Origin of the sequence: Bacillus sp. FF-1 (assembly GCF_028548245.1) — a bacterium.
GTDB lineage: Bacteria > Bacillota > Bacilli > Bacillales > Bacillaceae_G > Bacillus_A > Bacillus_A paranthracis.
In genome coordinates, this window is the sequence record NZ_JAQQGG010000001.1 from 541,226 (window position 1) to 556,706 (window position 15,481).

General features: G+C 34.2%; 18 protein-coding genes. 10 read left to right on the forward strand and 8 right to left on the reverse strand.

The window, feature by feature from the left end; translation table 11 throughout:
* Window positions 1-37 precede the first annotated feature (37 nt).
* The 5 genes from PQF83_RS02895 to PQF83_RS02915 all read right to left on the reverse strand — a co-directional run bounded on the left by PQF83_RS02895 (window position 38) and on the right by PQF83_RS02915 (window position 3,832).
* Window positions 38-1,258, reverse strand: coding sequence for an MFS transporter (locus PQF83_RS02895; protein WP_000791689.1), 1,221 nt, complete (start codon window positions 1,256-1,258; stop codon window positions 38-40).
* Between the two features lie 19 nt (window positions 1,259-1,277).
* Window positions 1,278-1,727, reverse strand: a complete 450-nt coding sequence (locus PQF83_RS02900; protein WP_000459093.1) for an ArsR/SmtB family transcription factor — start codon at window positions 1,725-1,727, stop codon at window positions 1,278-1,280.
* Between the two features lie 128 nt (window positions 1,728-1,855).
* Window positions 1,856-3,070, reverse strand: a complete 1,215-nt coding sequence (locus PQF83_RS02905; RefSeq protein ID WP_000117046.1) for an MFS transporter — start codon at window positions 3,068-3,070, stop codon at window positions 1,856-1,858.
* Window positions 3,071-3,077: 7 nt separating this feature from the next.
* Entirely contained in the window at window positions 3,078-3,545 is a 468-nt protein-coding gene (locus PQF83_RS02910) for a VOC family protein (RefSeq protein ID WP_000589699.1), read from the reverse strand.
* 167 nt (window positions 3,546-3,712) lie between these two features.
* The gene (locus PQF83_RS02915; protein WP_000120179.1) at window positions 3,713-3,832 is read right to left on the reverse strand and encodes a YjcZ family sporulation protein; all 120 of its coding nucleotides are present in this window, start codon (window positions 3,830-3,832) and stop codon (window positions 3,713-3,715) included.
* Between the two features lie 239 nt (window positions 3,833-4,071).
* On the opposite strand from PQF83_RS02915, the gene PQF83_RS02920 reads away from it, so the two are divergent.
* Both PQF83_RS02920 and hfq read left to right on the forward strand, forming a co-directional pair.
* Window positions 4,072-4,290 (forward strand): aspartyl-phosphate phosphatase Spo0E family protein, encoded by a 219-nt coding sequence (locus PQF83_RS02920; protein ID WP_002091864.1) that lies wholly within the window; start codon window positions 4,072-4,074, stop codon window positions 4,288-4,290.
* Window positions 4,291-4,343: 53 nt separating this feature from the next.
* Window positions 4,344-4,532, forward strand: a complete 189-nt coding sequence (gene hfq, locus PQF83_RS02925; RefSeq protein WP_000400661.1) for an RNA chaperone Hfq — start codon at window positions 4,344-4,346, stop codon at window positions 4,530-4,532.
* Window positions 4,533-4,559: 27 nt separating this feature from the next.
* On the opposite strand, the gene PQF83_RS02930 is transcribed toward hfq, so the two are convergent.
* Window positions 4,560-5,162, reverse strand: a complete 603-nt coding sequence (locus PQF83_RS02930) for an HD domain-containing protein (protein WP_000400760.1) — start codon at window positions 5,160-5,162, stop codon at window positions 4,560-4,562.
* Window positions 5,163-5,334: 172 nt separating this feature from the next.
* Between PQF83_RS02930 and PQF83_RS02935 the strand changes: the two genes are divergently transcribed.
* The 7 genes from PQF83_RS02935 to PQF83_RS02965 all read left to right on the forward strand — a co-directional run bounded on the left by PQF83_RS02935 (window position 5,335) and on the right by PQF83_RS02965 (window position 13,453).
* Window positions 5,335-6,168, forward strand: coding sequence for a flagellar motor protein MotP (locus tag PQF83_RS02935; protein WP_000502135.1), 834 nt, complete (start codon window positions 5,335-5,337; stop codon window positions 6,166-6,168).
* A 22-nt stretch (window positions 6,169-6,190) separates the two neighbouring features.
* On the forward strand, window positions 6,191-6,868 hold the full coding sequence (locus PQF83_RS02940; protein ID WP_000596046.1) for an OmpA family protein: 678 nt from the start codon (window positions 6,191-6,193) through the stop codon (window positions 6,866-6,868).
* A 149-nt stretch (window positions 6,869-7,017) separates the two neighbouring features.
* Window positions 7,018-7,386, forward strand: coding sequence for a response regulator (locus PQF83_RS02945; protein WP_000940577.1), 369 nt, complete (start codon window positions 7,018-7,020; stop codon window positions 7,384-7,386).
* A 128-nt stretch (window positions 7,387-7,514) separates the two neighbouring features.
* Complete coding sequence (locus PQF83_RS02950; protein ID WP_001192573.1) at window positions 7,515-9,527, forward strand: chemotaxis protein CheA; 2,013 nt, start codon at window positions 7,515-7,517, stop codon at window positions 9,525-9,527.
* 171 nt (window positions 9,528-9,698) lie between these two features.
* A complete protein-coding gene (locus PQF83_RS02955; protein ID WP_001114991.1) occupies window positions 9,699-11,339 on the forward strand; it encodes a flagellar motor switch protein in 1,641 nt (546 codons plus the stop codon).
* 16 nt (window positions 11,340-11,355) lie between these two features.
* Complete coding sequence (locus PQF83_RS02960; protein ID WP_196240854.1) at window positions 11,356-12,708, forward strand: transglycosylase; 1,353 nt, start codon at window positions 11,356-11,358, stop codon at window positions 12,706-12,708.
* 28 nt (window positions 12,709-12,736) lie between these two features.
* Window positions 12,737-13,453 carry a hypothetical protein gene (locus tag PQF83_RS02965; protein WP_000403992.1) on the forward strand — a complete coding sequence of 239 codons (717 nt, stop codon included), beginning with the start codon at window positions 12,737-12,739 and terminating at the stop codon, window positions 13,451-13,453.
* A gap of 84 nt (window positions 13,454-13,537) precedes the next feature.
* Here PQF83_RS02965 and PQF83_RS02970 read toward each other — a convergent pair whose 3' ends face one another.
* A complete protein-coding gene (locus PQF83_RS02970) occupies window positions 13,538-14,320 on the reverse strand; it encodes a CheR family methyltransferase (RefSeq protein WP_000582905.1) in 783 nt (260 codons plus the stop codon).
* Window positions 14,321-14,359: 39 nt separating this feature from the next.
* Window positions 14,360-14,857 (reverse strand): flagellar motor switch protein FliG, encoded by a 498-nt coding sequence (locus tag PQF83_RS02975; RefSeq protein WP_001020115.1) that lies wholly within the window; start codon window positions 14,855-14,857, stop codon window positions 14,360-14,362.
* A 143-nt stretch (window positions 14,858-15,000) separates the two neighbouring features.
* On the opposite strand from PQF83_RS02975, the gene PQF83_RS02980 reads away from it, so the two are divergent.
* Window positions 15,001-15,465: a YaaR family protein gene (locus tag PQF83_RS02980; protein WP_000946323.1), complete on the forward strand. Its 465-nt coding sequence runs from the start codon at window positions 15,001-15,003 to the stop codon at window positions 15,463-15,465.
* The last annotated feature ends 16 nt before the right edge of the window (window positions 15,466-15,481 follow it).

The window sequence follows — 15,481 nt, forward strand, 5'->3', positions numbered from 1 at the left end:
GAAAAAAGCGGCAAAGTAGCCGCTTTATATGTTGCAATTAATATTCCAATGATGATCCTGTAGCCTTAAAATATTTTTCACGTGAAGGCGTCATTACTCGGATTGCTAATAAACAGGAAAGGAAAAGGATGAGTAACGAGCTACTTATTACAGTCATTTGAACGGAAAGAAATTGTGCGGATGCTCCAATTGCTAAAATGAAAAAGATTTGGATAAAACTTTTTATGGAATCAAATACGCTATCGATACGTCCTATCATATGAACCGGGATGTTATTTTGATAAAATGTAAAAAAGCCAGTACCAGCAAATGATGAAGAAATGCCAAGTAAAATGAAACCGCCTGCCGCGACGATAAATGAATTTGAAAAGGCGAAAATTACATAGCCTATTGCTGTGAAAATTGTCCCTAATCCGATACAATATTGAATTGGTAAACGTTTGGCAAAGAGAGAGACAAGAAATGAACCGGAAACGTAAGCAGCGCCAGTTATACTAACAAGCATACTGTATTCTATATCGGTTAAAAACAGTACTTGTCTTGTAAAAACAACTTCTTGTGAATCAAGTGCCATAGCGACAAGCATAGTCGCTTGAAATAAAACGAATATGAGAATAATGTACGTTTCAGTTCGAGCGAATGAAAAAACTTGTTTCCAATCACTTCGTAATGTTTGTACGAAAGTATTTGCAACTTCTTCGCTTTGCTTTGTTTGTAACGTAATATTAGGTAAGAAATAAATGAGAATAGTAGAAAGTAGAAAGGAAAGTGAGTTGCAGTAAATTACAAAGGATGCTGAGTGCGTGGTGAGAAGTATTCCAGCAAGAGCTGGACCGATAATAAAAGCCCCGCTTGTACAAAAGCTACTCCAAGCGTTGAATTGAGCGCGTTCTTCAGCAGGTATAAGCATTGTTTTATAAGAAAATGAAGCTGGATCGAAAAATGATGTAGCGATACGAGTTAAAAAGATAAAAATATAAATGGCCCAAATAGAATCAAATAGTGGAACGCAGCCAATGAGAACTGCTCGAATGATATCTGTGATAAGCATAATGGACCGTTTGTTTAATCGATCTACTATGCTACCAGACCAAATTTTTGTAACAACGGTCGCAATTGGACCGACAATCCATAATCCTGCTACAGCAGCAGGAGAGTTTGTGCTATGTAACACCATTACGTTTAAGGCGATGAGATACATAAAATCACCTAAACGAGAAATTCCTGTTCCCGACAATAATAATAATTTATTTTTCATGAGCAGCTGAACCTTTCTTTCATTGTTTTTTTATCCTGCAGGAAATAGCGTATTCCTCTTCAGAGTTAGATTGACGAGCGGTTTTGTTTTCCCAGCGTAATAAAACTTGTGTAACCTCCCAAGTAAGCTGTTGTAATTCCTCTGGAGTTAAAAATAAATGAGAAACAATATGACTACCTGTATTCGTTCCCTCTGTGCCGCTTTCTTCAATATAGAAATGAGCAGATTTTGCCTTGTAATATTTTTCAATAATCCCTCGTTTTTCCTTCGTGTCTACTAATTCAAGTAACCCTCCATCATATAAAATTTGAACGTGATAATGTACGCTACCAGTAGATTTGTTTAGTTTAGTAGCTACTTGTTTTGCAGTGAGTGCTTCGTCTTTTAAAAGGTGAAGAATTTGAATACGAGTTGCGTTGGAAATGAGCTTCTGCTGTTCAGCTGAAATAGTAAGTCTATCGTCAAACATTATGGCATCCCCTTTCTTATAATCTAAATTTATTGTACATTCTAAAAAATTAGAACGTAAGGAAAATAAATCGTCTTTTTCCTTTATATTTCGACATAAATAAAAATAGCATGTACATAAACATGCTATTAAGCAATAGTAGATTCTTCATTAAGTTTCCCGCGATAATACAAGAACAGCCATATAAAACTAACAAAAATACAACATGTAGCTAGAAAACTACCAATTATTTGAGGAGAAAGGATTTCTAATAACCATCCTGTCATGAGCATAGATAACTGTATAAGTGAGCTATAAATAGAGTAATGAAAGGAGAAAACTTTACCAATCATATTTTCGTGCGTGTAAGTTTGAAGTAATGTCGTATCAAGTGGAACGATGATTCCTCCTGCTATGCGCATACAGAGTAATGTAATGATACCGAAAATAAGTTGATCGGATAGAATGAATCCAAGAAAGAAAAAGCCTTGTAGGAAGTAGGCCCAACCAAATGCTTTTTTCATTTTTTCTTTATTGCTGGATATGTAAAGATTAACGAGAAGGCTTCCTATCATAAGCCCAGCCCCTTGAACCGTATATAAAATCCCAATGTTCGTGTGGAAAATTTTTTCGGCATAGATTGTTAGAAGTAGCTGATAAGCACCTCCAATAAGCCCCCATGAAATGCCTACAAGAATTAATATTAAAATGATTTTTGTTTGTAATATGTATGTGTAACCATCTTTTATATCAGTAAAAAATGCTTTTTTCTTCTTACAAGTATCATAAGAGGGAACACTCATATTATAAATAAAATAGGCTGAAATAAAGTATGATAGGCTATTTACTAAAAAAGCGAACTCAATATGTAAAGATTGTGCAATTATCCCGCCTACAGAAGCACCCATAATAGACATAAAACCATTCATTGTACTAGAAAGAGAGTTAGCAGTTACGAAATGATTTTGATGTACGATGTTTTTTAAGGTTGCTTGTTTAGCCGGCTCAAATAAACAAGAAAGTACGGATAAACATATATTAGAAATGAAAATAATCTCAATTTTATATAGTGCGAATAAGTAAGTGAGGACGATTATGCCTCGTAAAATATCGGTAAAAATCATAATATTCTTTTTAGAAAAACGATCTACAACTCCGCCTATGAAAGGACTAAGCAGAAGCTGAGGTAAACCTTTACTTATAAAGGTGAGTGCGATCATAAATGGAGATTCCGTTATGCTATAGACGAACGTTAATAAAGCTACAGTATGAAACCAATCTCCAAGCACACTTAATGTTTGCCCATAAAATAGTTTTTTGAAGTTATTATTTGTTTTAAGAAGCGCGGAATAAGAAACTGACATAAAAAGATTAATCCTTATGTAATGATGATGCTTGAACTTGTTTTTTCCACTCACTTAAATACACTTTCTCCTCTGTAGGGAGTCCAACAGGTAATTGTGCAATCAATTCTAAACTATTTCCGTCAGGATCGTTAAAGTATACGGCGGCATGCGCTAACTCTGGAAAAACAATTGGTTCAATTGGCTCCATTCCAAAATCTTTTCGTGCTGAAATGCCTTTTTGGTTTAGCCAATGTATTGCATGTTCTAAATCATGTAAGCTTACTTGAAAGGCGATGTGTCGTAAAGAGGGATGATAATTTACTTTGTATTCTGTACCTTCCCAAAGACCGAGCCAACTTTCATTTTCCTTAATCCAAAAGAAAGCAATATCGTCTCCTCTTTTATATAATTTTAGTCCTAGCGATTCGTAAAAAGGTATAGACACTTCTAAGTTACGGACAGGTAAATGTGCTTCGTAAAGACCTTTAATCATTGTAATCCTCCTAAGTAAAAATGTTTCTTATTTCATAGTAAACGTTTTTTTATTAGTTGAAATCACAAAAAAGAGGGACATAACTTCATACGAAAGTATGAAAAAAACAGCTCAAATATGAGCTGTTTTCTTATAGTTTTTCGTTCATTTGTTAAGGATAGGATATATTAGTATCCGTATCCGCCGCCACCCCAACAGCTACATCCGATGATGATTAGAAGGATGAATAGTACGATAAGCAAAGCAAATCCACCGCCGAAACCAGCGCAACTTCCACCATAGCTCATATGTTTTCCTCCTTTTGAGTAAGTTAATCTATATAATTCATGGACTACTGTATACAGTATGTTTTTTTTGTGGAAAAGGAGCCAGTCTCTTTTGTAATTAGACAAACGCCTGTGTGGTCATTTTAAGTGTATATTGAGTTACTGATGTATGAATGAATCGTTATATATTTTGCGATTTGTTCATAAAAAAATATAAAAATTGTAAAAAAAACCATTTTTATATTTTTTTATGAGAGGATTTGTACTATAATTTTACAAGTAATATTATGGGAAAAGGGAGTTTTAGTGAAGAGATGGAGATGGGACAACTACAAAATAAAATAGAAACTAAAAAGAAAGAGCTAATTCAACTTGTTGCTAGACATGGATTGGATCATGATAAAGTTTTGTTATTTAGCCGAGATTTAGATATACTTATTAATAAGTTTATGAATGTGAAAGATAAAGTACATAAATAAATAATTTGTAGTTTTTTATATTAAGATATTCAACAAAGAGGAGAGAGATATATTTGGAACATTTACAAGAAGAGCTATATAAACAAATAAAAGAAGAAAAAGGTATTGTTACAATTTTTTTAAAGAGTGGCGTTAGAATAGTAGGAGAAGTTGTTGCAATAGACAAATTTACCGTTTTAATGTTAGTTGATGGAAAACAACAACTTATTTACAAGCAGGCTGTATCAACAATAATGAAATAAGACACTCGTACTGAGTGTCTTATTTCATTATTGCTTGCAGGCTTCAACGTCAATGCCGGCAGCTAATAATTTTTTTTCACCATCTTGCTCAATGATTTTTTGTAATTTAGATAGGAAAGAATCAAAGTTTGTATGCTTTGCTACTTGGAATGTCATTTTATGCTCAATTGGCAGCCACGTATCAATATCAGCTTCGTTATGCTGAATTTTTACCTCAAGCTTATCAAGTGCGTTAGCAACTTTTGCTTCGTACGTTTCTTTCGCTTCAAACTCCATCCATAAATCATATAATTCCTCGCCGAGAGAACCTTTTAATGTTCGTTTAATATTTGAAATTGCTTCTTGTTCATTTATTTGTTTTTGTAATTGTAATTCATGACTATTCATTGTATCAAAAGCAGGAATATCACCAGCTTCTGCTTCGACTAGATCGTGAATAATAACCATTTTAAGTAATTTTTCAATATTTACTTTCTGATCTAAATAAGGTTCAACTAAAATGGCCATTAGAGACATGCGCCACGTATGTTCAGCAACACTTTCTTGACGTCCGTTAGAAAGCCAGCTATGTCGCATTTCATATTTTAGTTTTTCTGCTAGTGCAATGACTTGTAAAATGTTATGTTCCATCGTGATCCTCCTCGTATTTCCATACTATAATTCTAATATGGAAATGAAATGTGTCAATTTTATGAGTATATTGCGATAAATAGATGATAAGCGTATAATAAGCATTATATATGAAAACGCATTATTAAAATAAAAAAATGTTTTATAAAAATGAAAAGGAAAGGGCAGGAATATGGGAGACGAAAATCAAGGATTTGCTAGACCAGAAAGAAAAAAAAGGAAGTTTGACATTTCTAGCCCATTTGGCATTTTAGTAGGTTTTGCTATAGTGATAGCGGCAATTATGCTTGGTGGAGGCGGAATAAAAGCTTTTAAAAACTTTTTAGATGTTTCATCTATTTTAATTGTCATAGGGGGAACAACTGCGACAATTGTTGTAGCATATCGATTTGGAGAAATAAAAAAATATACGAAAAGTATTTTTACTGTTTTACATAGAAAAGAAGAAGATTTAGAACAGTTAACGGATTTGTTTGTTGATTTTTCAAAAAAATCTAAAAAACACGGTTTACTTTCTTTAGAGGTTGATGGAGAGCAGGTGGACAATCCTTTTATTCAAAAAGGAATTCGATTAATGTTAAGTGGTTACGATGAAGATGAATTAAAAGAAGTGTTAATGAAAGATGTTGAAACGGAAGTGTATGAATTAAGAAAAGGGGCAGTATTATTAGATAAAATTGGCGATTTCGCTCCGGCTTGGGGTATGATAGGGACTTTAATTGGTCTTATCATTATGCTTCAAAACTTGCAAGACACATCGCAAATTGGTACAGGGATGGCAGTTGCGATGTTAACGACATTGTATGGATCAGTACTTGCAAATATGATTGCAATCCCTCTTGCTGAAAAAGTGTATCGTGGTATTGAAGATTTATATACAGAGAAGAAGTTTGTTATTGAAGCAATTTCAGAATTGTATCGTGGACAAATTCCGTCTAAATTAAAGTTAAAACTCGATACGTATGTATACGAAACAAAGATAAAAAAAGTAAAACGAGCAGCCTAATATTGCAAGGAGTGGTATGGTGATGATAAAACGACCGCAAAAGGGATCGCCTCGTTGGATGACGACTTTTACAGATTTAACGATGTTATTATTAACTTTCTTTGTATTACTAGTTGCTACTTCAAAGCAGGATGCAGTAAAATTGTCAAAGATGCTTGAAAAGTTTAGTGATACGGAGCAAGTTGATGCAAAAGTAATGGAAAATACTATACCAGATATTTCACATGAAAAAAATGATGAAAAAATGGTCTCAAAAAAGCGAATGGACGACTTGTACAAAAAGTTAAAAGCATATGTAGATAATAACGGTATTAGTCAAGTGAATGTATATCGAGAAGATACAGGGGTAAGCGTTGTTATAGTAGATAATTTAATATTTGATACAGGTGATGCGAACGTTAAGCCTGAAGCAAAAGAAATTATTAGCAAATTAGTCGGATTTTTTCAATCCGTACCAAACTCAATTGTTGTGGAGGGGCATACAGATAGTAGACCGATCCATAATGAAAAGTTCCCTTCTAATTGGGAATTATCTTCAGCACGAGCAGCTAATATGATCCACCATTTAATTGAAGTGTATAATGTGGAGGATAAAAGGTTAGCTGCGGTAGGATATGCAGACACAAAGCCAGTTGTACCGAATGATTCACCGCAAAATTGGGAGAAAAACCGTCGCGTTGTCATTTACATTAAAGAATAGTATTTTAGTATTTTAGTAATAAAATACTAAAATGAAGAAATTCTTTTAAAAAAATATTAAATTTTATCGTTTTATTTTGTATAATGAGTGAGAATGATAAGGTGAAATATTAAGATATATTTATACATAGAAGGAGAGAATCAAAAAGAATGGCACATAAAATTTTAGTTGTAGATGATGCGATGTTCATGCGAACAATGATTAAAAACTTATTAAAAAGTAATTCTGAATTTGAAGTAATCGGAGAAGCGGAAAATGGAGTGGAGGCAATTCAAAAATATAAAGAACTTCAACCTGATATTGTAACATTAGATATTACTATGCCAGAAATGGACGGACTTGAAGCATTAAAAGAAATTATGAAAATTGATTCAAGTGCAAAGGTTGTTATTTGTTCAGCAATGGGACAACAAGGTATGGTATTAGATGCAATTAAGGGCGGGGCAAAAGACTTTATTGTAAAGCCATTCCAAGCAGATCGCGTAATCGAAGCTTTAACAAAAGTAGCAAATAGCTAATATAAAAGGGGTGCCACAAGGAATCAAAACAGTGATAACGGATAGATGTGTGGCCCCTTTTTTCTCATTTTAAAACACTAAATTGTTATACATAAATGAAATGTTTGTTAGACAGGTAGGGGATGAAAATGCAAACAGATCTATTAAATATATTTTTTGAAGAGTCGGAAGAACATTTACAGTCGCTAAATGAAAATGTGCTAATTTTAGAGCAGAATCCTACAGATATGGATGTAGTGGGAGAAATATTCCGCTCAGCTCATACGTTCAAAGGTATGTCTGCGAGTATGGAATTTACGGAAATGGCGGATTTAACGCATAAAATGGAAAACGTTTTAGATGAAATTCGTCATGGGAATATAGTAGTACATGCGGATATTATTGATGTGATTTTTGAATGCATTGATAATTTAGAGAAAATGGTTGCAGATGTGCAGCAAGGCGGAATGGGTAATATTGATGTAGTCGCAACGAAGCAAAAATTAGAAGCGTTATTGAACGGAAATGTAGAAACTTCTATGGAACATATAGAGCAAGAGTCTATAAACAATGATGATGCAGTTTCGCATGAAGTGCATATAACCGTTGAACAGCAAGCTATTTTAAAAGCAGTACGTGCCATTATGTGTATTGAAGCACTGCAAAATATAGGCGATATACAAAAAACGGTTCCTAGTATTGAAGAAATCGAAGCGGATGCTTTCGGTTTTGAGTTTACAGTATTTATGAATACGGATCGTAGTGAAGAAGAAGTGAAACAGGTAGTGCTTCACGTTTCTGAAATTGAGAAAGTAGTAGTGAAACAAGGAGAATCATTACAGGAAGTAGATTCGATGGTTGCTACGCAAGAAACTACGCGAGTAGAAGAAATGATACAGCCGTCTGTAGTTGCGCAGGTGGAAGCACCTATTGAGACAGCGAAGCAACCTGCAAGTGCTACGCCAACTAAAAGCACTGCAAAAACGAAAAATGCTAAAGGTGAGAATCGTTCCATTCGTGTGCAGCTAGAGAAAATTGAACGATTAATGAACATGTTTGAAGAGAGTGTAATTGAGCGTGGTCGCATAGATGAATTGGCACAAGCAATTCAAAACAAAGAATTAATTGAGCATTTAAATCGATTAGGCGATATTTCAAAAGATATTCAAAATGTACTTCTAAACATGCGTATGGTGCCGATTGAAACAGTCTTTAATCGTTTCCCGCGTATGGTGCGTATGTTAGCGAAAGATTTAGGGAAGAAAATCGATTTGCAAATTACGGGTGAAGATACAGAAGTTGATAAAATTGTTATTGATGAAATCGGTGATCCACTCGTTCATTTAATTCGTAATGCAATTGATCATGGTATTGAGACTGTTGAAAAACGTCGTGATGCAGGGAAAAATGAGACGGGTACAATTAAATTAGAAGCGTTCCATAGTGGAAATCATGTCGTAATTCAAATTACGGATGATGGAAATGGAATTCATAAAGGGAAAGTATTAGAAAAAGCAATTAAAAATGGTGTTGTAACAGAATCTGAGGCAAATAAATTAACGGATCGTGAAGTGTTTGATCTCATTTTCCAACCAGGATTTAGTACAGCAGAAGTAGTATCGGATCTTTCAGGGCGCGGGGTTGGATTAGATGTTGTAAAACATACAATCCATAGTTTAGGTGGACATTTAATTATTGATTCAGAAGAAGGAAAGGGAAGTACATTTAGAATTGAACTTCCATTAACGTTGTCCATTATTCAATCTATGCTTGTTCAAACGAATGATAAACGTTATGCTCTACCTCTTGGTAACATTGTTGAAGCGATTCGTATTAAGAGAGAAGACATCCAAACCTTACAAGGAAAAGACGTGTTAAACTATCGTGATCAAATTATTGAAGTGAAGCATTTGAGTACTGTATTTGGTGAAAAATCAGTAGATGAGGCATTTGAATCATATGAAAGTCAAATGGTTCCTGTGTTAATTGTTCGTAATACACATCGTAGCTATGGACTTATTGTAAACACAATTATCGGCCAAAGAGAAATTGTCTTAAAGTCATTAGGCGATTTCTTTGCAGAGAGTTCGAACTATTTCTCTGGCGCGACGATTCTCGGCGATGGACGAGTGGTCCTCATTTTAAACCCAGAAGGTTTATAATAGGAATGAAGGAAAGCTCCCCACTTGTATACAATTGGGGAGCTTTTTGGTTAATTACATACTAATATATAACAGGAAATAAATACATGTTCACGATTTACGTAATAAATTTGTTAAAATGTAATGAGTGTATTCATTTAATAGAAAAACAAAAATGAGGAGGCAGGGAAAATGCCTGAGCAACACACAAAAGGGGATACGAGCACAATTGTGCTAGAAAAAGAAAAGGAGCTTTTAAAGCCTCAAGAATGTGATATTCTTGGCGAAATTGCAAATATATCATTTGGCTCTGCTTCGACAGTATTATCAACGATTTTAAATAGGCAAGTAAGTATAACTGCTCCTCATGTAGAGTTAGTGGATTTATACGATACAAGTGATGTTGAGGTTCCTCATGTTGTATTAAATATTCATTTTACAAAAGGATTAGATATGGAAAATCTACTTGTCCTTCAGCAAGATGTTGCTTTATCTATTGCTGATTTAATGATGATGGGGACAGGTGAAGTGGAAGAGGGAAAAGAACTTGGCGAATTAGAGCTAAGTGCTGTACAAGAAGCGATGAACCAGATGATGGGATTCGCAGCGACGTCTATGTCGGAATTCTTCCAAGATACAGTAGACATGTCACCGCCGACAATTAAAGTTGTAAAGTTATTAGAAGAGATGGAGAAAATCTCTGGAATAACTGGAAATAACACGATTGTGAAAGTGTCGTTTGACCTTAAAATAGATAATCTTGTAAACTCTAAACTCGTACAAATTGTTTCAGTTGAACATGCGAAACAAATGATAAATAAATTACTACAATTATCTGGTGGCGTAGAAGAGCAAGACGAGCCAGCAGAAGTAGCGGAAGCTGAGATTGTAGAAGAACATGTTGAAAAAGAGCAGTTAACGCAAGAGGAGAAAGATGTACTTGGGGAAATTGCCAACATTTCCATCGGTTCAGCCTCAACGGTATTATCAACGCTTTTAAATCAGCCGGTTACGATTAGTACACCCAATGTAGAAGCGATTAATGTGCGTCATTATGACGGTGTACCGGTTCCCTTTGTGATTTTAAATGTCGATTTTGTTGAAGGTTTAAAGAATGAGAACGTATTCGTATTTACGAAAGATGTTGCTTTGACAATGGTAGATTTAATGATGATGGGAACAGGGGAGATTGATCCAGAGAAAGAGCTTAGTGAATTAGAGCTGAGCGGTATTAAAGAAATCATGAACCAAATGATGGGGCATGCGGCAACAGCGATGTCAGAAATGTTTAAAGAGAAGATGGACATGACGCCGCCAGACGTCAAATTTGTCACGTTAAAAGAAGAAATGGAATATTTGGGAGAGTCAATGGAAGTGGATGAACTCGTTCAAATTACGTTCAACCTTGAAATTGGCGACTTGCTTCAATCGAAAATGTATCAAATTTTACCGATTTCAGAAGCGAAAGAAATGGTAAGACGACTGCTATATCCAATGGTGGAAGCAGAAGAAGAGATTGCTGAGGAAGAAATGGAAGAAGAGGTTGTAGAACCTGTTGTACAACCTATTGAATTTAAAGAAGTGAAACAAATTGAGCCAGTGTATATGGATACATCTATTCTACAAAATGTAGAAATGAATGTGAAATTTGTATTTGGAAGTACAGTGAAAACGATTCAAGATATATTAAGTTTACAAGAAAATGAAGCCGTTGTATTAGATGAAGATATTGATGAACCAATTCGAATTTATGTAAATGATGTATTGGTGGCGTATGGTGAACTTGTAAATGTAGATGGATTTTTCGGAGTAAAAGTGACAAAATCACTATAAGGCGTTGAAATAGTAGATGAAAAGCGTAAAGTTTTTTCTAATTTGCTGGCTATGCATACATGTGTGCTTGCTCTTCCCACTGCAAAGTCAGGCGGAAGAGCAAAATGTGCCAGAACAAAATATAAATGAAGTGGATGTACAAGAAGAGAATAAGGAAGTTCAAGAACAGCCAGAACAAGTGGAAATAAAGCAAGATAAAGAGGAACAACAAGAAGTAAAGAATGAGCAAGAAACCGAAAAAAAGATAGAGACGGATCAAGGGATTATTACAATAAATAAGCGAGAATTAAAAGTTGGCGAAGAAATACGGATTATTGTAGAGCCAAAAGAGACAAATATTCAAAGTATAAAAGGTATGTTGCGTTTGCCAAAAAACAGTAATCTGTATGAGCAAGAAAGAATGATACCTTTTGACTATGAAGAAGAGACGAAGCGATGGGTTGCTAACTATAAGATTGGGATTTTTGATTTGCAAGGTGATTGGAACCTTCAGCTTATTCAAAGTTTTAAAGAAAATGAGAAAGAAGAGCTGATAGAAAATGAAGTGAAAGTCCCACTTATTCGTATAAATAATGAAACGCCAACAATAGATAAAGAGATGCCGAAGTTGCATAAGGTTACGATTGACGAGGCGAAGGAGAATGTAATCGAACGAAAACGAGGCGATTCTATACGTGTAAGAGTGAAGGCGGCAGACGTGGAATCGGTTGTGAAAGAAGTTCGTGTTACATTAAAAGGAAAAGAAAATAAAGAGATTACATTTTTATTAGATTACAATAAGCGCGAAATGGATTGGCAAAAAGTATTAGAAATAACGGATGCTTTACCAATTGGAACATACGAACTACTTGTAGAGATAGTGGATGCGGCCGGCAATAAACTGGTTGAGGAAAGTGAGTATGTCATTTCTGTTTTGGAGCAAAAAACAGAAGAGGAAAAAAAGATAGAAGAACGAGAGAAAGAAGATAAACTAGAAAATAAACTAGAAGATAAGAAAGAAACTGAGAAGCAGGAAGACACGAAAGTAGAAATCCCGCTTCAGGAAGAAAAACAGCCAGTTGTTCAAATTCCGAAAAAAGAAGAGAAAGTAAACGACCTTATAAAAGAACCATTGAAAGAGAAAGAAAAAATTACTTATGTTATAAAAGAGCCTCTCACAGACAACAAGGAAGTAAATAATACGAAGGCTCAAAAAGATAAAGATAATAACAATCAAGTCATTTTGAAGAAGAAAGAAAAAAAAGAAGAGCCAGAAGATAAGAAAGAAACTAAAAGTGACCATGGAATACAAGCTTCTAATGTATTTGCTATTATGTCAGGTTTATTCGTACTATTTTTAGTTTTAAAGAGCAATAAAGAATGGGGCTAATTAATTTCATCATAGTGGAGGCGCTTAAATGGAAATTAAACGTACGACAATTGAAAATAAGACGCTACAACCATTAAAACAGCCTGCAGCTATTTCAGAACATGAAATCCAGAAAGAACGAAAGTATAGCAATCTAGTGTTTACTGGACAGTCTAAAATTATTTCGAAAAATAACGAAATAGGGATTTTACTTGCGAGTTTAGGTGATGGAAAGGTTATGAAGGAAATGCTTTCTAAAGAGATGGATACAGTATTACAACTCTTTAAAAAGTTACATACATTATCTGGAGAAGGAAAGCAAACAGATAAAATATTTGAACAAGTAATGAGAAGCTTACAAGGGCTTGTGAAACAGGCGCATATAAAAGAACTGCCTTTATTAGATGGAACGTATGATTTCGCTGAAGTACAACTATCATTTGGTAGAAAGGTAAACATTCCGTTATTAGATGTAAGTGCACTCCTCTCTAGCGTGGAGAGTGACTCGTCAGAAGGAAATATAAATTTAATGGTAACGGTTATTACTGCGTATATCACGAAATTGTCTAACGAAACCATTTTAATTAGCGTCACGGATCGCACAGCTAAAGAGCGGGATGCAAGTGTATGGAGAGCACTTGCAGAAATGAATATGACACAATTATCACAGGCATTGAAACAAACGGTGCAAGAACATAAATGGTCTATGACGTTTCTTTTTCTCTTTATATGGGTTGCTTGTATTATTTTAATTCGAGTTATATAAAAAATGAACGGAATCACGCAATTCTTTGTTATGATTTTAGTAAATAAATACAAAAAAAGCAGGGTGCAATAATCCTGCTTTTTTCTATATTTTTTCATAAAAGAATGTATCAAAACGCTGAAGATTGAATCGTTCAGGTGTTAAAATTTGCTCTGTGCTACCGACAAATAGCACACCGCCTTTTCGTAAAGAACGGCTAAACTTTTCATACAGCTTGACTCTTGCTTCTTCTGTGAAATAGATCATTACATTACGACAAACAATTAAATCGTAATTTGTATCGAACGATTGCATTAATAGGTCATGCTGTTTAAACGTGACGTGTTGTTTAATATGTTGATGTAATGAATATATATCATCTTCTTTTGTGAAATGACGTTCTTTCAAATCGCTAGGTAATTCTTTCAAAGAACGTTCCGTATATTGACCACGTTTTGCACTCTCTAAAATATGAAAATCAAGATCCGTTGCTAGTATTTCATAGCGAAATGGAGAGAGATGTTTCGATAAAATTAAAGAGAGTGTATATGGTTCTTCACCAGCAGCGCAAGCGGCACTCCATACTTTTAATTTTCCGTTATTTTGTTCGAGTAATTTTGGCAGTGCTTTCGATTCTAACGTTTGCCAACGTTCTTTATTTCTAAAAAACTCTGAAACGTTAATTGTAATATAGTCAATAAAACTTAAAAATAAGTTTTGATCAACACGTAAAGTACTTAAAAATGTAGTGTAGTTTTCAAAACCTTTTCTTGAAATAAAAGCATCGATTCTACGGCGCATCCTATCTTGTTTATACGAAGCGATATCCATATTGAATTGTTGTTTAAAACTCGTGATAAAATGATCATAATCTTGTTCAATTATCATATTTACAATGGGCACAATAACGATATTGTGCCGCCCCCTTTACATCATACGAATTTTTTGTTCAAAGCTTTTTTTCATTTGTTTTTCATGTAAACCTGGTAAATCATAAATGACAGCATCAATCCCAGCTTCTTTTGCAATGTCAACGGGAATGACAGATGTATGTTTGTCTCCGTTATAAAAACAGAGAACTAAATCGGTATCTTCAATAATTTGTTTCACAAAAAACATATAATCAGATCGATAAATAGAGTCGGAAGGATGATCAAAAGCAACATACTCGGCTCCGTGTGATTTTAAATAATCTACGATTTCTTGGAATTCATCTGTTACTGCTTGTAACGGTTGGAGCGTGTAAAGGCATAAATTTTGAGCGAGCCTTTCGTTTTCAACGAAAAAACGAAGTACCTCATTTTCAATAGATTTATAACATAATATGTAAATTTTATGTTTGTGAGCATAGTCAGTTAAAAATTTTTTAATTTCTTCTTGATCTAATGCTGTTAATTGATTTGAACCACAAAGAAAAATATTCATAGAATTGTGCCACCTCATGCTAAATTGTAACATATCTTCTATAAAAAATAACTGCAAAATATTAGTGTTCAGAGTATAATTATAAATAACTAGATTTTACGATTAACTTTTGGAAGAAATAAAAAAATAAATAGGTGATATATATGCTGCGTTCAATCTCGCATAATCCAATCTTATCGCATATACCGCCTGCTACTCAAATGCCGAAAGAAGCAAATGTCAGGACTGGACTTGCATTTTCGGATAATTTGCATGCAGATCCGAAAAAAGATAAGTTGTTAGAACAAATGGAAGCGTTTGTTGATAATATTGGAGAAATTAAAGAAAAAATCGAAATGGAATTAACACTTGATAACGTAATGGAATACAAAAATACAGTAAAATCATTTTTGAATTTTTACGTTGATAATGTATTGCAATATAAAGATGTCATGTCTCGTCATCCGCGTTATGGCTATTCACAGAAAATGACGATTGTAAAGCAGGCGGAAATGGGATTGAATGAGTTAGAAGATGTTATGAACTTAATTAATACAAAAACGGGACATTTAGAAATGTTAAATCAAATTGGAGAAATCCACGGTTTAATTGTAAATTTAGTCTTGTAAAAGGGAAGGAAGCTAT